Raw genomic sequence first — 23,568 nt, 5'->3', positions numbered from 1 at the left:
GGCAATTGTGGCGCTGTCATTTTTAGCTAATACCACATCCGTTTATCATGCACATCAATCACTGCTAACTGCACCCATGACCGGCACAGGCATGACTGTTTACCTTTGGGAATGGTTCGTGCTGGGTGCAGTGGTATTAGCCTTGATTTTGTTTGACTTATTCGGTCACGTGCGCAAAGCTCACGAGCCAACGATCAAAGAAGCAGCGATTTGGAGTTGTATTTATATCTCCCTCGCCGTGGCGTTTGGAATCTCATTGCTTGTGCGGCATGGATCGCGATTCGCAACGGAATATTTCGCAGGATATATCACTGAGTACTCGTTATCCCTCGATAATATCTTCGTCTTTATCATTATTATCGCCGCGTTTAAGGTTCCGCGCATCTACCAACAAAAAGTCTTGATGTATGGTATCGTGATCGCCCTTGCCCTGCGGTTTGTATTTATTTTGCTCGGTGCAGCACTGGTCGAACGCTATATTTGGGTATTCTTCATTTTTGGTGCGTGGATGCTCTACACGGCCATCAAACAGATTATTGATGGCGTGCAAGAGATTCGCGAACGCGATTCAAACCACGAGCTATCCGAAGAGTATGAGCCTAATTTCACCACTCGCCTGATTTCTAAATACGTTCCGACGACGGATGGTTACGTTGGTGATCGCCTGATTACCAGGCACGCTGGCAAGACGATGATTACGCCGTTATTGTTGTGCATCGTATCGATTGGCTCGGTTGATCTGATGTTTGCACTTGACTCAATTCCCGCAATTTATGGTCTTACCAAGGAACCTTTTATCGTGTTTGCGGCAAACTCCTTTGCATTACTGGGTTTGCGCCAAATGTTCTTCCTCATTGATGGATTGCTCGAGAAGCTCATTTACCTGCACTTCGGTCTTGCGGCGATTCTGGGCTTTATCGCCTTGAAGCTTGTGCTTCATGCTTCACACGGTTACGGATACCTTGAAGCCATCCCTGAACCGTCGATTATCTTCTCGGTAGCATTTATTATTGTGGCAATTCTGATCACGGTGATTGTGTCTGTGCTTGGAGCGAAACGTATCGAAGCTCGTAGTTCTAACACTGCGGAATAAGAACCTTATTCCCACAGCAGTAGAGGACTGAAACGTATTCAGTAGTTTTCTGAGGTGCTACGTTCCCTAGAACGTAGTGCTTTGAGCAAGACGGCGAGCAATAATTGCGCACACGAACAACTGAATTTGGTGGAAGAGAATTACTGGGACTACCAGTGTAGCAACGGCTGGACCTGCGAAGAGAGCTTTGGCAATCGGCAGGCCACTGGCTAGAGACTTCTTCGAGCCGCACATGAGCAACACCACGCGCTGTGGATATGCGAACTTCAGTGTTTTTCCACCAAGCCAAGTAATCAACAGCATCAGTGCAAGTAACACAGCGAGGATTGCAACAAGGTATATCAGTTGTACGGCGGTTATTGCCGTCCACACACCTTCATTACTTGCGCTGGTAACAGCCGAAAAAACTACGATAATAATGGCGAGATTGTCCGTTACCTTGGTAATCGCACGGTGTTTACGCATCAGCTCACCCAAGAAGGGCTGGAGCAGCTGCCCCACAGCGAAGGGCAATAACAGCTTGATAAGCACCGAAGAAAAACCTTGTGTGCTTGCGGCTTGCGTACCCATGAATACAAACACCAAGAATGGAGTTAGGAATATTCCTAAAATATTCGAGATGGTAGCAGCGCACACCGCGCCTGCGACGTCACCACGTGCGATCGAAACAAATGTAACGGAGGACTGCACCGTAGAGGGAAGCAGACTCAAAAAGAAAATTCCGAGCGCGAAACTTTCGCCAATAATTGGGGAAAGCAACCAATACGCCGTCATACCGCAGATAGGAAAAACGACGTACGTACTGGCCAGCACTGAAAGCTGCAGTTTGAGATCCCGCAAGCCGCGTAGCACTTCCGCCGAATGCAGACGCATACCGTAAAACAGGAAAACGAGGGCAACGGCGGCGTCGCCCACGCGCGATAGAACGGTCTCATATCCTGCACTTACCGGAAAAACGATACCGATAATAAATGCAACAATTATACCACTAACGAGGAAATCGAACTTAAACTTCACAAGAATTTCGCCAAGAGAGTCTCCGCGTAGCTTACACATAGCACATGGCACACATGCCTATATGCGGTGTGTGCCAGCTATATGCAAGCAGACGCAGGAACAGCAAAAACCAGATTAGGATGCCCAAGGCCCCAAAACTGGATCCCATAGCAATGCTTTGCGTTCGATAATAATTCCCTCAATATTGAGTGGATCGTTTTCCAGCAAAGCGAGCGCTGCATCGGCGTCTTCGGCACGAACGATCAAGAGAGCACCGCCGTCTACAAACGGACCCGAAGCCAAGAGCTCACCGTTGTTGAGCAGCCCTCGCAAAAACTCGCGGTGCGCCGGGCGGGCATGGGTAAGATCCTCAGGGCGGGCAGGGTCATAAGTGTAAAATACTGCTGCAATATTCATAGCCATGTTGCTATTTTAGTGCCTTTACGCCAATTGGGAAAGAGGAATGTGATATCGGCATTATCGCTCTCGAACGTTTGTTTGTATTGCGCGAGAAGATTATGCTCAATGTTGTGCATGATTCGATTCATATTCAAGGCGCCCGTGAGAACAACCTAAAAAATATTACGGTTGATATCCCGCGCGATCAGCTCGTCGTTATTACTGGCCTGTCCGGCTCAGGAAAGTCGTCTATTGCTTTTGACACGATCTTCGCTGAGGGGCAGCGCCGATATGTTGAGTCTTTGAGCTCTTATGCACGCCAGTTTCTTGGGCAAATGGACAAGCCCGACGTCGATTTCATCGAAGGCCTCTCACCTGCGGTATCGATTGACCAAAAATCCACCAACCGCAATCCACGTTCTACGGTCGGAACAATCACCGAAGTATATGATTACCTGCGATTACTATATGCCCGTGCTGGTACACAGTACTGCCCGGTGTGCGACGAGAAAATTGAAGCACAATCGGCAGAGCAAATCGTCAATCGGCTCGAAAAGATTGCGCAGGGAACCAAGTTTCAGATTCTTGCACCAGTAATTCGTGGGCAAAAAGGTGAGCACGCAGACGCGCTTGCGGAGTTAATCAAAGATGGCTATTCGCGCGTCGTCATTGACGGCGAGGCCGTGCGATTAAGCGACGTTCCGAAACTTGCCAAAACAAAGAAACACTCAATCGACGTCGTAGTAGACAGAATCGCTATGAAAGATGGGATTCGTTCGCGACTAACCGATTCTATTGAAACCACCTTGCATCTCTCGGGAGGTATCGCCGTCATTGAATTCGTCGATAAGGACGACGACGATCCCGCACGTTATATTCGTTTTTCTGAAAAGCGTGCCTGCCCAAACGATCATGCGCTTGAACTCGATGAAATCGAACCACGTACTTTTTCGTTTAATGCGCCTTATGGAGCATGCCCCGATTGCGAAGGCATTGGCTACAAATCGCAGGTATCTGAAGATCTAGTGATTCAAGATCCGCAGCTTTCTATCACTGACGGAGCGATAGTGCCTTGGACCGTTACCGCATCGGCGTCGGCGAAGGAATACCATATGCGTCAGCTTGAGTCTTTGGGCGAAGATCTTGGTTTCGACCTCACAACTCCGTGGCAAGACATTCCCGCCCCTGCACGCAAAGCAATCTTGCATGGTCATGACTTCAAAGTGAAGATGAAGTACCGAAATCGCTGGGGTAGAGAGAAGACGTATTCCTCCGGTTTTGAGGGCGTTTTACACTTCGTAGAACGCAAATTTACCGAAACCGATTCAGAGTATGCAAAAGAGCGTTACGCAGGCTTTATGCGCGATATTCCGTGCAAAACCTGTGGTGGAGCGCGCCTGAAGGCGGAAGTGTTGGCAGTGCGCGTTGGCTCTGCGAATATTTCGGAATTGACCAATATGCCGATATCCGAATCACTCGACTACGTGCGCAATCTTGAGTTAGGCCAACGCGAACACAAAATCGCAGAGCAAATCTTGCGTGAAATTCTCGAACGTTTGAATTTTTTGGTGACGGTCGGGCTAGGATATCTGACTTTAGCGCGTTCTGCCGGCAGTTTGTCGGGAGGTGAAGCACAGCGAATCCGACTCGCAACTCAGATCGGTTCTGGCTTAGTCGGCGTACTCTATGTGCTTGACGAACCTTCTATCGGCCTCCACCAACGTGATAACGATAAACTTCTCGAGGCCTTGTTCCGCCTGCGCGACCTTGGCAACACGCTCGTCGTCGTCGAACATGACGAAGACACGATCCGACGCTCAGATTGGCTGCTCGATATCGGACCTTACGCCGGCGAACATGGCGGCGAGGTAGTCTACTCTGGGCCACCTGAAGGGATAGTTGACGCTCCACGCTCGATAACCGGCGCATATTTGAGCGGCAAGCGTGAAATAAGTGTGCCGAAAAAACGTCGTAAAATTGATAAAAAGCGACAAATCACGGTAGAAGGAGCCGAGGAAAACAATCTTCGCAACGTCACCGTAAAATTCCCTATAGGCGTGTTTACTGCGGTTACCGGCGTTTCTGGCTCTGGTAAATCTTCACTCGTTAATTCAATTCTCTATCAGGTATTGGCAAATAAGCTCAATCGCGCGCGTCATTTGCCTGGTAAGCACCGTCGCGTTACAGGTCTTGAAGAACTCGATAAAATCGTTCATGTCGATCAATCGCCGATTGGTCGCACGCCACGCTCAAATGCCGCGACTTACACAGGCATGTGGGATCAGATCCGTACGCTCTTTGCCCAAACTCCTGATGCGAAAATTCGCGGCTACGGTCCTGGTCGCTTTTCGTTCAACGTAAAAGGCGGCCGTTGCGAGGCATGCCACGGTGACGGCACGCTCAAGATTGAAATGAACTTTTTGCCCGATGTGTACGTACCGTGCGAGGTTTGCCACGGCGCGCGCTACAATCGTGAAACCTTGGAAGTGCAGTACAAAGGTAAGAATGTTGCCCAAGTGCTCAATATGACGATTTCCGAAGCCAAAGAGTTTTTCACATCTGTTCCGCGAATCACGAAATACCTTGAATTGCTCGAATCCGTGGGGCTCGGTTATATCCGCCTTGGTCAGCCCGCGCCTACGCTTTCAGGAGGCGAAGCGCAGCGTGTGAAGCTCGCATCGGAATTGCATAAACGATCTACCGGCAAAACCGTGTATTTGCTCGATGAACCCACGACGGGTCTGCATTTTGAGGACGTGCGCAAACTTCTGCAAGTTCTGCAAGGTCTTACCGACAAAGGCAATACTGTAATCGTGATTGAGCACAATCTTGACGTTATCAAAACGGCTGATTGGGTGATTGATCTCGGTCCAGAAGGCGGCAAAGGGGGAGGCCTCGTCGTCGCAGAAGGAACACCTGAACACGTCGCGGGTATTGCAGATTCATTTACTGGCAAGTATCTCAAGCCCATGCTCGATAAGGCAGGTACCTTAGGAACGAAAGCGCGCTGACAATGGCTGATCCGCAGTCGTATCGCCCGCGCACGCAGGATATTCCGGAAAATCCGGGAGTCTATCGTTTTATTGACGACGACGGTCGGGTCATTTACGTTGGCAAGGCGAAGAATCTTCGCAAACGTTTAGTTTCGTATTTCCGCGATCCAATAGTATTGCATCCACGTACCCGACAGATGGTATTCACTGCGGTGCGTGTGGTTTGGGTGGTCGTCCAGTCGGAGCTAGAAGCCCTTACCTTGGAATACGCATGGATCAAAGAATACGATCCACGTTTTAACGTGATGTATCGCGACGATAAATCCTATCCGTACCTCGCTATTACCGTCAGTGAAGAGTATCCACGTTTGATGGTTACCCGCGATTCTCGTCGAAAAGGTATCAGATATTACGGGCCATACACACAAACGTGGGCAGTGCGTGAATCTCTCGATCTGCTTTTGAGAGTTTTTCCAGTACGATCTTGCACCAAAGGAGTTTTCAATAATGCTCACAGGGCGGGACGGCCCTGTTTGAATGGATATATCGATCGGTGTAGTGCACCATGTATAGGCAGAATTTCCGCAGCTGAGCACCGTGAACTTATCAGCGCTGTCGTGAAGTTTCTCGATGGCACCGGCGATGACCTAATTAAGCTCAAAAGCTCCCAAATGAAAGAGGCAGCGCAGTGCCTCGACTTTGAACTTGCAGCTAAACTTCGAGATCAGGTACAAGCACTGCAAACAATTTCAGAGAAAAATACCGTGGTGCTCGATTCTGATGTTGATGCGGATGTTTTTGGACTCGAATTTGACGAAATCGAAGCCAGCGTACAGGTGTTTTATGTCCGAGGTGGCAGGATCCGTGGCCAACGAGGATGGGTGAGCGAAACCGCTGGTGTGGATGCAGATGAGCTACTATCTGATCTCTTGCTTCAAGTTTATGGAGCGTACGCTCCCACGAGTAATCCGCGAATAAAGGAAGACGCGAAATCCGTAGACGACGTAGCACATACCGCAACGACGGCGATCCCACGCGAAATTTGGCTACCGCAGATTCCTGCTGAATGGCAAACTTTAAGCGATTGGCTTTCCTCGCTTAGGGGAGCGAATGTGCACATCAAGAATCCGCAAAAAGGTCTGAAAGCAAATCTTATGCGCACAGTGCATCTCAATGCTGTACAAGCACTTCAGCGCCACAAATTGCACCGTTCGGGCGATATTACCGAGCGCTCTCAAGCTCTCGAAGAACTGCGCGTTGGCTTGAACTTAGAGCGTGCTCCTTTGCGCATCGAATGTTACGACGTCTCGCATACGCAGGGAACTCACCAAGTTGCCTCAATGGTAGTGTTCGAAGACGGTTTAGCAAAGAAACAAGACTACCGGCACTTTATTGTGCGAGGTCCCGATGGCCACGGTACCCGCGACGATACGGCGGCTATGGACGAAGTGTTGCGGCGTCGTCTGTTGCGTTTGGCAAGCGGTGCGGACGCTAACGATGCATCGGATGATGAACCGCTATCTGGTCCTGATTCAGAGGATATCCAGCGCCCACGGAAGTTCGCCTACCGACCTGATCTCATCGTCGTCGACGGCGGTTTGCCACAGGTAAATGCGGCGCAGCGAGTTGTCGATGAACTCAATGCCGATGTGACTGTGATCGGATTGGCTAAACGTCTTGAGGAAGTGTGGATTCCGGGTCAAGATTTTCCACTGATTTTGCCGCGAACGTCGCCAGCTTTGCGGTTATTGCAGTATTTGCGAGATGAATCGCATCGCTTCGCAATTACTTTTCATCGTAAGAAACGCTCCAAGGCCATGACTCGTTCGATTCTCGACGATATTCCCGGTCTTGGGCCGAGCCGTCAAAAGGCGTTGCTTAAACACTTCGGTTCGGTGGCGCGGATCCGGCAAGCTTCTCTGACAGAGCTATGCGAAGTTCCCGGAATCGGCTCGGCTTTTGCACAGACTATTCACGATGCGCTCCGTCCAGATTCCGACGCCGATTCACCCGTTTCAAAGTGACCTCCGCCTTATTTTTTGAGAACGTCTCATGAGCTGGCTACAAATCCGCCTAGGCATGATGCGCCACTACATGGCACGATAGAGGTATGAGCGAAACTTTCGACATCAACGACACCGGCAGAATCCCAGTCGGTATTGCCAAACTTGATTTGCAATCAGAACTCCCTGCCGCAGATGTACCAGAAATCATCATTATCACTGGTATGTCTGGTGCTGGGCGAACTCGCGCTGGCGCTACCCTTGAGGATCTCGACTGGTATGTAATCGACAACCTTCCGCCAAGCCTTTTGCCTGCAATGGCGCGATTAGTGACTGCGCAGAGTGGTGTAAAGAAGCTCGCCTGCGTTGTTGATGTGCGAACACGAGAGTTTTTCCAAGAGCTCATGGGCGTGTTGAAAGAACTGGACGATTCCAATACGAACTATCGCATACTGTTCTTGGACGCGAGCAACGAAGAATTGGTGCGACGCTACGAATCGGTACGCCGTCCACACCCGTTGCAAGGCAAAGGCCGGTTATTGGATGGAATCGTGCACGAGCGCAACGTGATCGAAGGCTTGCGCCTCCGCTCCGACGTCGTCATCGACACTACAACTCTCTCCGTACACGATCTCGCCCGTAAAGTTCGCGAACTCGTGAGTTCAGAACAAGAGGCACGCGTACACCTAACGGTGATGTCATTCGGATTCAAATATGGCTTGCCAGTGGATGCCGATCATGTGGTGGACGTACGATTTTTGCCAAATCCTTATTGGGTGACAGAGCTTCGGCATCTCACCGGAAAAGATGAGCCAGTACGAGATTTTGTACTATCGATTGATGGCGCACAGAGCTTTGCAGACAAGTACGTCGATCTGCTTGCAGATATTGTCCACGGCTACGAACGCGAACTCAAACCCTATGTCACAATTGCAGTAGGATGCACCGGCGGAAAACATCGTTCAGTGGCAATGGCTGAGGAAATTTCTGCTCAGTTCAGTGCACGAGGCTTACCTGTGCGAACGCTCCACCGTGATTTGGGTCGGGAGTAAACTCATGCCTAGCTCTGCTATTGGTTCGCGCGGACAAAAGGTTGTGGCACTCGGCGGTGGGCATGGTCTATACGCTTCGCTCTCAGCACTAAAAATTTTGACACGCAATATCACCGCTATCGTCACTGTGGCTGACGACGGCGGATCGTCTGGTCGCTTACGCGAGGAACTTGGCGTCTTGCCTCCAGGCGATTTACGTATGGCGCTTTCGGCGTTGTGTGACGACGGCGAATGGGGTCAGACTTGGCGCGACGTGCTGCAACATCGTTTTTCCTCGCAAGGGCCACTGAATGGTCACTCTCTTGGCAATCTTTTGATTACTGGACTATGGGAACTTTTGGATGATTCCATGGCCGGTTTGGATTGGGTTGGGCGGTTGCTCGACGTGAAGGGTCGAGTTGTGCCGATGGCGGCTGTTCCGATCGATATTGAGGCTGATGTCCGCACAAAAAACGGATTGGAAACGATTCACGGACAGGTTTCTATTGCGCGCTCGCACGCTGATATTGAGGCAATTCGTATCTCACCAACCAATCCACCGGCAGTGTCCGAAGCTCTAGAAGCGATTTCGGCCGCTGACTGGGTGATTTTCGGGCCCGGGTCGTGGTACACGTCCGTGATTCCACATTTGATGGTGCCAGAAATCCATCGCGCTCTTATTGAATCACCTGCTCGTAAAGCCTTGGTTATTAATCTCGTGGCTGACGCAGAAACAGTAACGATGACTCCCGCAGATCATGTGCGTAGTTTCCACGATCATGCCCCTGATTTGCGCCTTGATGCAGTCATTATGGATGCCAGTGCAAAATGTGACTGGAATGAACTCGATTCTGCCGCGGCATTGTGCGGTGCAAAAGTATTTGCGCACCATGTAGCGGACGTAAAACATCGAGGCTGCCACGATCATCTCAACCTTGCCGCCGCTTATCGACAACTGTTTGTAGATTTCGCTGTGAGTGACTAGTCTACATTTAGTATTTTGCAATTTATGGAACATATTGATTATTCGGCAATCACACAGAATTGCACGGAGGGAAAGTTAGAACAATGCCAGCATTAACTCAGCCTGTTAAGGATGAAATCGCAGGTGTGTATCCACAGCTTGCGTCGTCGATGGTGGCTGAAATTTCTACGATGTTTCGATTTGCAGGCGGACTGCACATCAATTCTGGAATTGTCACTTTACAAGCAGAACTAACTCATCCTGGCGCTGCTCGGCATCTGTGGGAGCTCATCCACAAGATCTATCGCATTGAAGCTGAGCTCATTGCGGTAAAAAATTCCATGAAAAACGGCAACCACTACATTTTAAGAATTGCACAAAATGGCGAGCGTATTGCCCGTAGACTTGGACTTCTCGATCCGAAAGGACGCCCGGTGCGGGGGTTACCGCCACAAATTGTTGGTGGTTCGAAAGCCGATGCTGCCGCTGCTTGGCGAGGCGCATTTTTGGCTCGTGGCACGCTTTTAGAGCCAGGTCGCAATGCAGCTTTGGAAGTTACCTGTCCTTCACTTGAAGCGGCGTATGCTATTGGTGGGCTCGCGCGCCGCCTAGATATTCCATACCGCGCACGCGAATCGCGAGGTGCTCATCGCGTAGATATCCGCGAGGGCGATGCCATCTCGGCGATGCTTGCGCGGATGGGGGCCAGCGATGCCGTATTGCGTTGGGAAGAACTGCGCACAGAACGAGAAGTAAATGGCAATGCAAACCGTTTGGCGAACTTCGACGACGCCAATATGCGTCGGAGTGCTGATGCAGCGGTAGTTGCAGTCATTCGCGTCAAACGCGCCTTTGAAATTTTGGGCGACGACGTTCCCGCCAATTTGCGTGAAGCAGGCGAGTATCGCATCAAGTATCCCGAAGATTCTTTGAATTTGTTGGGGGAGCGCCTCAACCCACCTGCCACGAAAGACGCCGTTGCTGGACGGCTTCGCCGTCTGAACACGATGGCAGATAAACGCGCAACTGAGCTAGGAATCCCGACGACGCTCGATGTCGTATCTGAATCAGGTGCCAACTCTTACTTGGATTAGGCCGCTTCAAGTCAATTCTGATCGGCCGAGATTATTGGTCTTGTACCCAATGTTTCAAGGCATATCGACGGTAATATGCTTTCGGTGAAAGTCGTACGTAAAAATTCCCTTTGGTCCTGTGAAATAGTTAAAGATCACGGTAGTATTAAGGACGGATCGGGAACGTTCGACGTTTACAGATATCATCGGTAAACGCAAGCGTTTTCGTGAGATCGCGGAATCAGTCCGCGATGCAATCTCATACTACGTACACATCTGTGTACAAGGAGGATTAAGAGTGACTATTCGCGTTGGAATCAACGGATTTGGCCGCATTGGCCGCAACTTCACCCGTGCAGCATTGGCTGCAGGTGCAGATTTCGAGATCGTGGCAGTAAACGATCTTACTGACAACAAGACTCTTGCACACTTGCTCAAGTACGACTCAATCCTCGGCAAGCTTGACGAAGAGGTAACCTACACCGATGACTCCATCTCCATTGGTGGCAAGGAAATCAAGGCTCTTGCTGAGCGCAACCCAGCTGATCTTCCTTGGGGCGAGCTCGGCGTGGACATCGTTATCGAGTCCACCGGTCGTTTCACCAACGCTGAGGACGCTAAGGCTCACATCGAAGCTGGAGCTAAGAAGGTTATCATTTCCGCTCCTGCAAAGAACGAAGACGCAACGTTCGTTCTCGGTGTAAACGACAAGGACTACGACGCAGAGAAGCACAACATCATCTCGAACGCTTCTTGCACCACCAACTGCCTCGCACCTTTGGCTAAGGTTCTCCATGAGGAGTTCGGTATTGTGAAGGGTCTCATGACCACCGTTCACGCTTACACCGCTGATCAGAACCTACAGGATGGTCCTCACTCGGATCTTCGCCGCTCGCGCGCTGCTGCACTGAACATCGTTCCTACCAAGACCGGTGCTGCACAGGCTGTTGCTCTCGTACTTCCAGAACTCAAGGGCAAGTTCGATGGCTACGCACTTCGCGTTCCAACACCAACCGGTTCCGCAACCGACCTCACCTTCGAGGCTGCACGCGAAGTGACCGTTGAAGAGGTTAACGCTGCAGTTAAGAAGGCTGCTGAAGGCGAGCTCAAGGGAATCTTGGCTTACACCGAGGATCCAATCGTTTCGAAGGACATCGAAACCGATCCACACTCCTCGATCTTCGACGCAGGTCTCACCAAGGTTATTGGCAACCAGGTTAAGGTTGTTTCTTGGTACGACAACGAGTGGGGTTACTCCAACCGCCTCGTTGATCTTACGTCGCTCGTTGCTTCGAAGCTCTGATCTGACGTGTCATGAAAATTGGTTGAGTGCCCGTGCATCTGTGTGCGGGCACTCGCCATCTCAAGCCACAACCTATTAAGGATTTTTTATGCGGACTATCGATACACTCGGCGATCTCGCCGGCAAGACTGTGTTTGTACGCTCAGATTTCAACGTTCCACTTGATGCACAGAAGAATATCACCGACGACGGTCGTATTCGTGCTGCACTTCCTACCATTAACAAGTTGCTTGCTGCCCAAGCAAAGGTTGTTGTAGCTGCCCACCTCGGACGTCCAAAGGGCGAAGTTAATCCTGAGTTCTCACTCGCGCCTGTTGTTGGACGTCTGTCTGAACTTCTCGGTGTAGACGTTAAGCTCGCGCAGGACACCGTTGGCGACAGTGCACACAAGCTCGTGGCCGAAATGAAACCAGGCGACGTCGTTCTTTTGGAGAACGTGCGTTTCGACAAGCGTGAGACCTCAAAGGACGACGCCGAGCGCGAGGCTCTCGCCAAAGAATACGCCTCGCTGGCAGATGTTTTCGTGTCTGATGGTTTCGGTGTTGTACACCGCAAGCAAGCTTCGGTTTATGACATCGCGAAGGAGCTTCCATCAGCAGCAGGCGAGCTCGTTTTCAAGGAAATTGATTCCCTCTCGAAGGCAACCAACAATCCTGAGCGTCCTTACACGGTAGTACTTGGCGGTTCGAAGGTATCGGATAAACTCGGCGTCATCAATAACCTCATTGAAAAAGCTGATCGCCTTCTTATCGGCGGCGGAATGGCATACACATTCCTCAAGGCTAAGGGCTACGAAGTCGGCACGTCGTTGTTGGAAGAAGATCAGGTTGAGACCGCTAAGCAGTACATCGAAAAGGCAGCTGCAAACGGCGTTGAGCTTCTCCTTCCTGTAGATAACGTAACTGCTAAGGAGTTCAAGGCAGATGCAACGCCATCTGTGCACGACTCTGAGTCGATTCCTGCTGACGAAATGGGCCTCGATATTGGTCCAAAGTCTGCTGAGCTATACTCACAGGCTGTGGCTGATTCCAAGACAATTGTGTGGAATGGCCCAATGGGTGTATTCGAGTTTGAGAACTTCTCAGCTGGAACTCGCGCAGTAGCGCAAGCGATGCAGGATGCCGACGGATTTACGATTGTCGGCGGTGGCGATTCAGCAGCAGCTGTTCGCACCCTAGGCTTCGACGAATCAAAGTTTAACCATATTTCAACTGGCGGCGGCGCTTCCCTCGAATACCTCGAGGGCAAGGTACTGCCAGGCATCTCAGTTTTGGAGGACTGAAATGACACGTACACCACTGATGGCCGGTAACTGGAAGATGAATCTCGATCATCTTGAGGCTACCGCGCTCGTACAAAAGCTGGCTTGGACGCTCAAGGATCTCAAGCACGACTTCGCCGCTGTTGAAGGTGCCGTTATTGTGCCTTTCACTGATATCCGTTCAGTACAGACGCTGATCGAAGCCGACGAGTTCGAAATCAAGTACGGAGCTCAGGACGTTTCCGTTCACGATGCAGGTGCTTACACTGGCGAAATCTCGACCGCTATGCTCACGAAGCTCGGCGTTTCGTACGTGGTTGTTGGACACTCCGAGCGTCGTGAATACCATGGCGAAACGAGTGCTCTCGTTGGACAGAAGGCAAAGAAAGCTCTCGACGCAGGCATTATCCCGATCATGTGCTGTGGTGAGGCTCTCGATATCCGCAAGGAAGGCACCCACGTTGAATACGTGCTTGGCCAGATCGAAGAGATGCTCGCTCCACTTTCTGCCGAAGAAGTAGCTAAGTCGGTCATTGCTTATGAACCAATCTGGGCAATTGGCACTGGCGAAGTAGCAACTCCTGAGAATGCTCAAGAAGTCTGTGGTGCAATCCGTTCCAAGATTGCTGAGCTTTTCGATGCTCCTACCGCAGAAGCTGTTCGTATTCAATACGGCGGTTCAGTGAAGTCTTCGAACGTTCAGGAAATCATGGCTCAGCCTGATGTCGATGGTGCACTCGTTGGTGGTGCTTCATTGCAGGCTGATGAATTCGCGAAGATTGTTACATATCAGGCGTGATTGTCTTGTTTGTGGGTTACGAATAGATTTTCGTAACCCACAAACATCTTGTAAGATGTGGCTAGTGCCATCAGACAGCGCATACACATTATTCTGAAAGTAGTGGACTGTTGAAAACCATTTTGATTATTTGCTCGGTTCTTCTTGTAATCACCAGCCTTTTGCTTATTGCAACCGTGCTTTTGCATAAGGGTCGTGGTGGCGGTATTTCAGATATGTTTGGCGGTGGGCTTTCCACCTCAATGCGATCGTCTGGTGTAGCAGAACGCAACTTGAATCGAATCACTATCGGTGTGGCAATCACCTGGTTCATCGTCATTGCGTTGATCGGATTGATCACCAAGTTTGGTGGCTGAAATATATAGCTGATCTCGCAGTATCGACTTATAGTGGTGGGGCGGTTTCTAACGCTGTAACGCGTGTTAGAAACCGCCCCACCAGTCTACTCAGGCAATGCCCGATTTAGGCTCAAATGCCCAATTATCTCATTGCCTTCTCAACAGTTTCGATAAGTTCATTCCAGGCAATTTCAAACTTTTCAACACCGTCATTCTTGAGCTTGATCATTGCTTTATCGAAATCAACACCCAAGCGGATAATCTTCTCGATAGTGCGCTGTCCAGCATAAACGGAGTCGCGAATAGTGTCACCTGTAATGTTGGCAGACTCGATAGTGGCATGTAGCGTCGCCTCCGGCATTGTATTAACCACATGCTTTGATACAAGTTGATCAACATACATCGTAGGGGAGTAGTTCGGATTTTTTACCCCAGTGGATGCCCAGAGCGGTCTTTGTACATTTGCACCCAGCTCATGCAACTTGCTAAATTCTTCGGATTCTTCGAAGATCTCCATAAACGCTCCATAAGCCACCCGAGCATTAGCTAAACCAGCGCGACCTCGCATGGCCAGTGCATCTGGCGATCCCATGGCTTCTAGCTGAGCGTCAATCTCTGAATCAACGCGCGAAATAAAGAACGAAGCAACAGAATGAATCTTTGATAGATCTAGACCGACCTCATGTGCCTGGCGTAAACCGGCAATATAAGCGTTGGCAACCTCACGGTAGCGCTTTTCTGAGAAAATCAGCGTCACGTTTACCGAAATTCCTTCGGAAATTGCCCGAGTGATCGCAGGCAAACCCTCCTTAGTGGCTGGAATCTTGATCATCAAATTTGGACGATCAACAATCTCCCAAAGTTTCTTGGCTTGCAAGTATGTTTGCTCGCCCTTTCGCGCCAAACGCGGATCAACTTCAATTGAGACGCGACCATCCACGCCACCAGATTCTGCGTAAATCTGGGCGAAAACATCGCAAGCCTGACGCACGTCGTCGGTAGTAAGTTGAAAAATCACGTCTTCAACATTCTTGCCTTGAGAAGCAAGCTCCTCAATCGCGCTACCGTAGCCATGACCATGAGAAATCGCAGCTTGGAAAATTGCTGGATTGGTAGTGACACCAACCACACCGGCAGTCTCAATAAGATGAGACAAGTTACCGCTATTCAAGCGTTCGCGTGAGAGGTCATCGAGCCAAACAGATACGCCTTCGTGGCGAAGTTCATCAATTTTTCCCATGTCGTGCTCCTGTGATTACATGTTTACTGATGCAAGCGAATCTTTTGCTGCCGCAACTACCGCTTGAGCAGTGATTCCATATTTTTCAAACAGGCGGTTGCCAGCAGCGGATTCTCCAAAATGATCCACGCCAACGCTACGACCAGCATCTCCGACGATGCCTGCCCAGCCGAACGTGGAACCTGCTTCGACCGAAACTCGCGCTTTGATCGTCGTCGGAATTACTTCCTCCTGGTATTCCTTCGATTCCTGCCGGAACCACTCGAGGGACGGCATCGAAACGACGCGAGCTGAGATGCCTTCAGCAGCAAGCGCTTCACGAGCTTCCAGCGCAACTGGCACCTCCGAGCCGGTGGCGATGAGTACGACGTCGGAACCATCAGCGAGCACATACGCACCACGCAACGTTCCTTCTGCCGAAGCGTACTCCGCATCACCACGCTCAATCACTGGGAGATTCTGGCGCGTAAGCACGAGTCCTGCTGGACGGTCCGTGCGCTCCAAAATACCGCGCCATGCATACGCAGTTTCATTAGCATCAGCTGGGCGCACCACATCGAAATTCGGAATCGCACGATATGCCCACAGATGTTCAATTGGCTGGTGGGTTGGACCATCCTCGCCAACTCCAATAGAGTCATGAGTCCATACGAAGATCGAAGGAACGTTCATGATCGCCGCAAGGCGCACAGCTGGGCGCAGATAATCTGCAAACACAAAGAATGTTCCACCATAAACACGGGTTAGACCGTGCAAGGTAATTCCATTGAGAATAGAACCCATGGCGTGCTCGCGAATACCGAAGTGCAAGGTACGTCCATATTCATTTCCTGAGAACGCAGCCGACGAACGCTCTGCCGGCAAGAATGAAGGCTCACCTTTCATTGTGGTGTTGTTTGACCCAGCGAGATCGGCCGAGCCACCCCACAGCTCTGGTAGCACGTCTTTGATTGCCGAAAGCACTTCGCCAGATGCCGCGCGTGTTGCTATCGACTTACCCGCTTCAAATACGGGGAGTTCAGCCTCCCAGCCTTGCGGTAATTCATGCTTGAGCAATCGCTCCAGCAATGCAGCGCGCTCAGGATTTGCCGATTTCCATGCGTCAAACTTTGCGTCCCAAGCTGTGCGAGCTACTTGGGCGTTGTGTGCTGCTTGAGCGCGAGTGTGCTCAACAACCTCTGGCGCAACGCCAAAATCAACATCCGGATCAAGGCCGATGATCTCCTTGAGAGCGCGGATTTCTTCTGCACCAAGGGCATTGCCGTGGGCGCTTGCAGTGTTTTGCTTAGTTGGTGCAGGCCAACCAATGATCGTCGAAAGCTTAATAATAGACGGCTTGTCAGTGACCGACTTCGCCTCTTGAATCGCTGCGTAAAGCGCATCTAGGTCTTCTTCGTAACCGCCCTCTTTGCGCCAGTTCACAGCCTGAGTGTGCCAACCATAAGCTTCGTATCGCTTCAAAACGTCTTCGGAGAACGCGATCTTCGTATCGTCTTCAATCGAAATTTGATTCTCGTCGAAAATTAGGATCAGATTTCCAAGATTCTGCGTACCTGCCAAGGAGCAGGCTTCCGAAGTCACGCCTTCCTGGAGACATCCCTCGCCAGAGACCACATAAACAAAGTGGTCAAAGGGGCTTTCGCCCGCAGGAGCGTCTGGGTCAAGCAAGCCGCGTTCTCTGCGTGCAGCCATTGCCATACCGACGGCGGAGGCGAGACCTTGTCCCAAGGGACCGGTCGTCATTTCCACGCCCTTCGTGTGCTTGTACTCTGGGTGTCCAGGTGTAAGCGAACCTTCAGTGCGCAGAGCTTCAAGATCAGTGAGTTCCAAACCATAGCCGGCAAAATACAGTTGGTTGTACAGCGTAAGCGAGGAATGTCCTGCAGAAAGCACGAAACGATCGCGACCCAGCCATTCGGCGTCGGCAGGATCGTGACGCATCACTTTTTGAAACAACATGTAAGCCAGCGGTGAGAGTGAGATTGCTGTACCAGGGTGTCCATTGCCCACCTTTTGCACAGCATCAGCCGCCAAGGCGCGACCAGTTTCAACTGCGCGCTGATCAAGTTCTGTCCAGTTTAGCTTTTCCATGTATTGGCTCCTGACAACCATGCGAATACGCAGGTTAAATTGGCTTATAATGAATGTCTTCCACTAATAAGGATATAGTCTTGTCGGGGAATATGCGTAGGACTTTAAGAAATTCGAAAGGTGTGTCTGATGCCAACAGCTAGCGATGTACCTTCGACTGCATTGACCAAGCCAGTGAGCCAATATATCGCCCATTTACGGGTTGAACGCGCCTTATCAAAGCACACAGTTGCGGCTTATTCGGCCGATCTCAAGCTCTATCTCGATTTTGTGCATGCACGGCGAATATCGAGCTTTGTTGACGTATCTGAATCAGATGTTGAGTCCTTCCTCGAAGGCTTGCAAACCGGATTTTCCGGTAAAACGCTTTCGGCAGCAAGCGTCAATCGTGTTCTTGCTTCGGTGAGAAATTTTCATAAGTTCTTGGTGCTTGATGGAATTAGTCCACATAATCCGGCCAAGGACGTGCACCCACCCAAAATGCCGAGCCGCTTACCGAAAGCGATCTCCATCGCTCAGATGCAAAAACTCATTGATGCCACAATGATTGGCGACGACGCAATTTCCCTACGCGACCACGCTCTCTTTGAGCTCTTGTACGGTACTGGCGCACGTATCTCAGAAATAACTGCTTTGAGCATTGACGACATCGATTTCGACCAAGCGGCTATTCGTCTCTTCGGCAAAGGGCGCAAAGAGCGAATCCTGCCTTTAGGCTCCTATGCACTCGACGCGATAAAGCAGTATTTGGTGAGGTCACGTCCAATCCTGGCGAACAAAGGAAAAGGAGCCTCCGCCGTCTTCCTGAACAAACGAGGTCAGCCACTCTCACGCCAATCTGCATGGGGGATTATCCAAGAAGTTGCGCAGCGTGTTGATATCACGGGTATCTCTCCTCACACTTTCCGCCACTCGTTTGCAACTCATCTGCTACAAGGCGGAGCAGATGTAAGAATCGTCCAAGAAATGCTCGGTCACTCCTCGGTCACAACCACACAGATTTACACAAAAGTCAGCCTCGATACCGTGCAAGAAGTCTATGCCAATGCGCATCCACGGGCTCGGCATAAATGAGTATTCGAAAAATTTCGGGTAGATTATTACTGTGAGTTCAGAACAGACATCTTTTCTAGACGAGATTAATCAGGAGCGAGATTTCCCATTGCCACCTGATATTAACGGGCACGGTCCTGCCCGCATTATTGCCATGTGCAATCAGAAGGGCGGCGTTGGAAAAACGACCACCTCGATTAATCTAGCTGCTGCATTGGCAGGTTATGGCCGCAAAGTGCTTCTCGTTGACTTCGATCCACAAGGGGCTGCTTCAGCAGGCCTTGGGATTAACGCAAATGCTCTCGAACGCACGATCTACAACGAAATGATTGCTGCGAAGCCGAATGTACGCGAAGTTATCTGCCAAACATCGGTTCCAAGTCTCGATATTGTTCCGGCAAATATTGAACTCTCAGCTGCAGAAATCCAACTTATCAACGAAGTGGCGCGCGAGCAATCGCTCACTCGGGTGTTGCGTCCGGTGCTTGACGAATACGACGTCATCATTGTCGATTGCCAACCATCCTTAGGTCTGCTCACGGTCAATGCTCTTACTGCCGCACACGGCGTCCTTATCCCGCTTGAAGCAGAATTTTTTGCTATGCGCGGTGTGGCGCTTTTGGTTGACCAAATTGAGCGCGTCCAAGATCGCCTCAACCCACGGCTGAAGATCGACGGCGTACTGCTCACGATGGTCGATACCCGCACGATCCACGCGCGTGAGGTTATCCAGCTGGTCGAAGAGCGGTTTGGCGAGCTCGTTTTCGATACCAAGATCGCACGCACCGTGAAATTCCCAGATGCGACTATCGCCGCCGAGCCAATCACGACTTTTGCACCGTCACATCCAGGCTCACTCGCATACAAGCGGCTGGCACGAGAGCTGATCGCTCGTGGTGCCAGCGCCTAGTAACGCACCTGTTCAGGAAGATCTCTTCACTGAAACTAAAGATACTTTTGCCGTTGATCTGGATGTTTTTCAAGGTCCATTTGACGTGCTTCTTTCGCTGATCGCTCGACATCGGCTCGATATTACGGATGTGGCGCTCGCACAGGTAACGGACGAATTTTTGGCATTCGTGGCAAAACAAGAGGAACTTGATTTATCAGGTGCTTCCGAATTTCTGGTAGTCGCGGCTACTTTGTTGGATCTGAAAGCTGCCCGTCTCCTTCCGCACGAAGAGGACGACGCCGAGACAATCGAGCTACTTGAGGCGCGCGATTTATTATTTGCAAAGTTACTCCAATATCGAGCCTTTAAAGAAGTTGCTGTTGATATCGCGGTGAGGTTCCAGCAGCAATCACTATCCTTTCCGCGAATTGTTGATCTTGAGCCACATTTTCGGAGTATGCTGCCGGAACTAGAATTCAACGTGGATGCTACAGATTTAGCTATATACGCAGCTCAGGCACTAACACGAAAATCTGCTGGGGTAACATTAGATCATCTGCACGATCCCTTGGTTCCGGTAGATTCTCAGGTGATACTGTTGCGTGAACGGTTACTTATCGGCGATAGAATTTCCTTTACACAGGTGTGCGCCGACGCGCGAAATATCCCAACTGTCGTATCTCGTTTTCTGGCAGTATTAGAGCTCATCCGTGCTGGTGAGCTTGCCATTGAACAAGATTCTCCACTTGGCACTTTGGTGTTGACCCGCATTGAGCCTGCCATGAGTGGAACCCAAATATCGCCTGACGGCGCAGACACACCGATTTCACAGGCGTCCCGTTCCGCTTCATATCCAGCAGATTCATATCCAGCAGACGCAGTAGACTCACACGACATAGCGGAGGTTCCATGAGCGATAGTTCGTTCCTCAAAGGCGCACTTGAAGCAATCTTGATGGTTGCTCAAGAACCAATCACAACATCCGCATTGGCACAGGCATTGGGCATTACCGAGGCGGAAACCGACACTTTACTTCGTGCACTTGCTCACGAATATGAGTCAGATTCCGCAGTCGCTCGTGGCTTTATTTTGCGCGAAGTCGGGGGAGGCTGGCGCTATTATTCACACCCGCGATACGCGGACATCGTGGGAAACTTTGTAACGGCGGGGCAATCCAATAAACTTTCAGTACAGGCATTGGAAACCCTCGCAGTAATTGCTTATCGGCAACCGGTAACACGTGCACAGATTGCGGCAATTCGCGGAGTTGAGGTAGATTCGGTAGTTCGAACATTGCAAACTCGCGGGCTTGTTGAGCAAGTTGGCACAACAGCTGCAACTGGTGCCAGCCTGTATGGAACTACTGATTACTTTTTGGAACGAATGGGTATGAATTCTTTGGCGGAATTAGCACCTCTCGCACCTTATTTGCCCGACAACGAAGACTTAGAAGACGTCGAAAAGGAAATACGATGAGCCGATTTACGCAAAATTTACATGATCCTGAGGGGGAGCGTCTCCAGAAAGTCTTAGCGCATGCCGGAGTTGGTTCGCGGCGCGCCTGTGAAGAACTTATTGAAGAAGGTCGCGTGAGCGTTGATGGACATATCGTAACGCAGCTCGGTATCCGTGTTGATCCAAGCCGTGTAGCGATCCATGTAGACGGAAACCGCATACAAGTTGACGAATCAAAACTTACGGTAGCACTGTACAAGCCACCGGGCGTAGTCTCAACCATGCAAGACGATCAGGGACGCAAGACCTTGCAAGATTTTGTACAAGACCGAGCCGAACGTCTTTTTCACGTTGGACGCCTTGACGTCGATACCGAAGGTTTGATTTTGCTGTCGAACGACGGCGAGTTGACGCATCGTTTGACGCACCCTTCCTTCGAAGTGCCAAAGACGTACATCGCTCGAGTAGAGGGCACTGTTACCCGAGGTCTCGGTAAAGTTCTCGAGAAGGGAATTACGCTTGAAGATGGTCCAGTTAAAGTTGATGAATTCGTCCTGCGCGAATCTGCACGTAAGAACTCTATTATTGAGGTCACGTTGCATTCGGGAAGAAACCGTATCGTGCGCCGCATTATGGACGAAGTGGGGCATCCAGTAATGGAATTGGTGCGCACCTGCTTTGGCAACATCACAATTGGTCGTCTCAAGCCTGGGCAAACCCGCGTGATTGGCGGGTCGGAGCTCAGCGCTTTGATGAATCTGGTGGATCTCTAATGGATTTCACATCCCCTGCGCTTACCAACTCACCAGTGCTTATTATCGGCACTGGTCTTTTGGGTACCTCAATCGGTCTGAGATTGCGGACGCAGGGTGTAAACGTCCACCTCGAAGATGCTTCGCCAATTGCCGCGAATCTTGCACAAGACCTTGGGGCCGGCTCAACCAAACCTGTTAACGATCCGAGCATTGTAGTAGTAGCAGTACCACCTGATGTCACGATTTCGGTAGTTTCCGCAGCACTAGATAGATTCCCGGATGCGATAATCACAGATGTTTCCTCAGTGAAGTCAAAAATTGCATCGGGCTTGAGCTCTCATCCACAAGCACATCGCTGGGTTGGCTCGCACCCTATGGCTGGCAAAGAACGCTCAGGCGCTATCGCGGCGGATGCGGACCTTTTCATTGGCAGACCGTGGGTAGTTGTTCCAGGGGAGAAATCCTCGTCGGTAGCGATCGGTGCCGTGCGAGATTTAGCTGTTGATATGGGCGGAGCGCTCATCACTATGAGTGCAATCGAGCATGACAGAGCCGTGGCAGTTGTCTCGCACGTTCCGCAGATCATGAGCTCGTTACTTGCTAGTTCACTGGTGAGTGAGCAATCGTCGTCACTTGAACTTTCGGGCCAAGGTCTACGCGACGTCACCCGTATCGCGCAATCGGATCCGCTGTTATGGACGTCGATTATTTCGGAAAATCGGACAGAAATTTCGCGGATTTTACAAGACATTCGCCAAGATTTATCGGCACTCATCTGCGCTATTGATTCAGGTTCAGGTCTTGACGTTATTTCACGTACCATCGCCAATGGAAATGCTGGCGTGGCACGAATTCCTGGTAAACACGGAGGGGCGCCAACCCGTTACGCCGAAGTTATTGTTTTGGTGCCAGATAAACCGGCTGAGCTTGGCCGACTCTTCTCTGAAGTGGGCGAAATTGGCGTCAATATTGAAGACTTTAGTTTGGAGCATTCGCCTCAACAACCAGCTGGTCGCGCATTGCTGTCGGTAATACCAGCTAAAGCTCATGAACTCGAAGTTGGCCTCGAACAAAGAGGTTGGCAAATCATAAATATGTCAAGGAAGGATGCCATGCCTCTCGTAGTAGCTATTGATGGCCCATCAGGATCCGGAAAATCTACCGTGTCACGAATGCTCGCGAAGAAGCTACGCTTGGCGTATCTCGATACAGGCGCAATGTACCGTGCCGCAACGTGGTGGGCACTGCATGAAGGTATTGATCTCGACGATCAGCAGGCTGTATACGAGGCAACTCTCGCGATGCCGCTCGAGATTAGTCTCGATCCTGAAAATCCACGCTTTGTTTGTGGTGGTACCGATATCTCGTCCGATATCCGCACTTCGGACTTGTCTAAAGTAGTGTCCAAAGTGGCCACCAATCTCGATGTGCGCGCCAATATGAAAGAGCGGCAGCGCGATATCATCTCCCAAGCTCAGGATCCGAACAGCTTTTCTAACGGCAGGGGAATCGTGGCAGAAGGACGCGACATCACCACCGTCGTCGCCCCAGATGCGCATGTGCGCGTGTTGCTTACCGCTTCGGAGGACGCACGGCTACGTCGTCGTGCTTTGGAAGTGCGGGGGAGCGACGACGAAAGCTCGCTCGCAGCCACCCGTGACGAAGTATTGCGACGGGACCGCGATGATTCGACTGTGTCTGAATTTATGACTGCGCAGGACGGCGTGACCACTATCGATTCTTCGGAATTGACGATTGATCAAGTAGTTTCTGCAATCGAAACGCTTACAACGGAGGTATCCCGTGGCTGAACAAGATTTTATTGAAGA

Annotated in this window: 20 protein-coding genes; 16 read left to right on the top strand and 4 right to left on the bottom strand. The window is 50.8% G+C overall.

What is annotated here, in order from left to right:
* The first annotated feature begins 91 nt into the window (after positions 1-91).
* Positions 92-1,093, top strand: a complete 1,002-nt coding sequence (locus EZJ44_RS03430; RefSeq protein ID WP_131280112.1) for a TerC/Alx family metal homeostasis membrane protein — start codon at positions 92-94, stop codon at positions 1,091-1,093.
* Between the two features lie 66 nt (positions 1,094-1,159).
* Here EZJ44_RS03430 and EZJ44_RS03425 read toward each other — a convergent pair whose 3' ends face one another.
* Together EZJ44_RS03425 and EZJ44_RS03420 are read right to left on the bottom strand one after the other, a co-directional pair.
* The gene (locus tag EZJ44_RS03425; protein ID WP_131280110.1) at positions 1,160-2,149 is read right to left on the bottom strand and encodes a bile acid:sodium symporter family protein; all 990 of its coding nucleotides are present in this window, start codon (positions 2,147-2,149) and stop codon (positions 1,160-1,162) included.
* A 75-nt stretch (positions 2,150-2,224) separates the two neighbouring features.
* A complete protein-coding gene (locus tag EZJ44_RS03420; protein ID WP_206661836.1) occupies positions 2,225-2,512 on the bottom strand; it encodes a YciI family protein in 288 nt (95 codons plus the stop codon).
* A 95-nt stretch (positions 2,513-2,607) separates the two neighbouring features.
* On the opposite strand from EZJ44_RS03420, the gene uvrA reads away from it, so the two are divergent.
* The 9 genes from uvrA to secG all read left to right on the top strand — a co-directional run bounded on the left by uvrA (position 2,608) and on the right by secG (position 14,271).
* Positions 2,608-5,499 (top strand): excinuclease ABC subunit UvrA, encoded by a 2,892-nt coding sequence (gene uvrA, locus EZJ44_RS03415; RefSeq protein WP_131280359.1) that lies wholly within the window; start codon positions 2,608-2,610, stop codon positions 5,497-5,499.
* A 2-nt stretch (positions 5,500-5,501) separates the two neighbouring features.
* A complete protein-coding gene (gene uvrC / locus EZJ44_RS03410) occupies positions 5,502-7,505 on the top strand; it encodes an excinuclease ABC subunit UvrC (protein ID WP_131280107.1) in 2,004 nt (667 codons plus the stop codon).
* An 86-nt stretch (positions 7,506-7,591) separates the two neighbouring features.
* The gene (rapZ, locus tag EZJ44_RS03405; protein ID WP_131280105.1) at positions 7,592-8,536 is read left to right on the top strand and encodes an RNase adapter RapZ; all 945 of its coding nucleotides are present in this window, start codon (positions 7,592-7,594) and stop codon (positions 8,534-8,536) included.
* A 4-nt stretch (positions 8,537-8,540) separates the two neighbouring features.
* The gene (locus tag EZJ44_RS03400; protein ID WP_131280103.1) at positions 8,541-9,500 is read left to right on the top strand and encodes a gluconeogenesis factor YvcK family protein; all 960 of its coding nucleotides are present in this window, start codon (positions 8,541-8,543) and stop codon (positions 9,498-9,500) included.
* Positions 9,501-9,583: 83 nt separating this feature from the next.
* Positions 9,584-10,573: a DNA-binding protein WhiA gene (gene whiA, locus EZJ44_RS03395; RefSeq protein WP_131280101.1), complete on the top strand. Its 990-nt coding sequence runs from the start codon at positions 9,584-9,586 to the stop codon at positions 10,571-10,573.
* A gap of 277 nt (positions 10,574-10,850) precedes the next feature.
* Entirely contained in the window at positions 10,851-11,855 is a 1,005-nt protein-coding gene (gene gap, locus EZJ44_RS03390; RefSeq protein ID WP_131280099.1) for a type I glyceraldehyde-3-phosphate dehydrogenase, read from the top strand.
* Positions 11,856-11,943: 88 nt separating this feature from the next.
* Positions 11,944-13,137, top strand: a complete 1,194-nt coding sequence (locus EZJ44_RS03385) for a phosphoglycerate kinase (RefSeq protein ID WP_131280097.1) — start codon at positions 11,944-11,946, stop codon at positions 13,135-13,137.
* A 1-nt stretch (position 13,138) separates the two neighbouring features.
* The gene (tpiA, locus tag EZJ44_RS03380; RefSeq protein WP_131280095.1) at positions 13,139-13,915 is read left to right on the top strand and encodes a triose-phosphate isomerase; all 777 of its coding nucleotides are present in this window, start codon (positions 13,139-13,141) and stop codon (positions 13,913-13,915) included.
* Positions 13,916-14,025: 110 nt separating this feature from the next.
* Entirely contained in the window at positions 14,026-14,271 is a 246-nt protein-coding gene (gene secG, locus EZJ44_RS03375) for a preprotein translocase subunit SecG (RefSeq protein ID WP_131280093.1), read from the top strand.
* 124 nt (positions 14,272-14,395) lie between these two features.
* On the opposite strand, the gene tal is transcribed toward secG, so the two are convergent.
* Positions 14,396-15,493: a transaldolase gene (gene tal / locus EZJ44_RS03370; protein WP_131280091.1), complete on the bottom strand. Its 1,098-nt coding sequence runs from the start codon at positions 15,491-15,493 to the stop codon at positions 14,396-14,398.
* A gap of 15 nt (positions 15,494-15,508) precedes the next feature.
* Positions 15,509-17,584, bottom strand: a complete 2,076-nt coding sequence (gene tkt, locus EZJ44_RS03365; protein WP_131280089.1) for a transketolase — start codon at positions 17,582-17,584, stop codon at positions 15,509-15,511.
* A gap of 129 nt (positions 17,585-17,713) precedes the next feature.
* Here tkt and xerD point away from each other — a divergent pair, with 129 nt between their 5' ends.
* The 6 genes from xerD to EZJ44_RS08990 are packed head-to-tail and all read left to right on the top strand — an operon-like array spanning position 17,714 to position 23,550.
* On the top strand, positions 17,714-18,658 hold the full coding sequence (gene xerD / locus EZJ44_RS03360) for a site-specific tyrosine recombinase XerD (RefSeq protein ID WP_191088399.1): 945 nt from the start codon (positions 17,714-17,716) through the stop codon (positions 18,656-18,658).
* Between the two features lie 31 nt (positions 18,659-18,689).
* The gene (locus EZJ44_RS03355) at positions 18,690-19,547 is read left to right on the top strand and encodes a ParA family protein (protein WP_131280087.1); all 858 of its coding nucleotides are present in this window, start codon (positions 18,690-18,692) and stop codon (positions 19,545-19,547) included.
* A complete protein-coding gene (locus EZJ44_RS03350) occupies positions 19,531-20,442 on the top strand; it encodes a segregation and condensation protein A (protein WP_131280085.1) in 912 nt (303 codons plus the stop codon). Before EZJ44_RS03355 ends, EZJ44_RS03350 begins: the two co-directional genes overlap by 17 nt.
* Entirely contained in the window at positions 20,439-21,005 is a 567-nt protein-coding gene (gene scpB, locus EZJ44_RS03345; protein ID WP_131280083.1) for an SMC-Scp complex subunit ScpB, read from the top strand. The genes EZJ44_RS03350 and scpB overlap by 4 nt, the downstream gene beginning before the upstream one ends.
* Entirely contained in the window at positions 21,002-21,757 is a 756-nt protein-coding gene (locus EZJ44_RS03340; protein WP_131280081.1) for a pseudouridine synthase, read from the top strand. Before scpB ends, EZJ44_RS03340 begins: the two co-directional genes overlap by 4 nt.
* Positions 21,757-23,550 (top strand): prephenate dehydrogenase, encoded by a 1,794-nt coding sequence (locus EZJ44_RS08990; RefSeq protein WP_165496094.1) that lies wholly within the window; start codon positions 21,757-21,759, stop codon positions 23,548-23,550. The genes EZJ44_RS03340 and EZJ44_RS08990 overlap by 1 nt, the downstream gene beginning before the upstream one ends.
* Positions 23,551-23,568 lie beyond the last annotated feature (18 nt).

Origin of the sequence: Arcanobacterium bovis (assembly GCF_004331995.1) — a bacterium.
In the GTDB taxonomy this organism is placed as follows: Bacteria; Actinomycetota; Actinomycetes; order Actinomycetales; family Actinomycetaceae; genus Arcanobacterium_A; species Arcanobacterium_A bovis.
The sequence above is the reverse complement of the archived record's forward strand: the minus strand, read 5'-3'. Positions and strand labels throughout refer to the sequence as shown.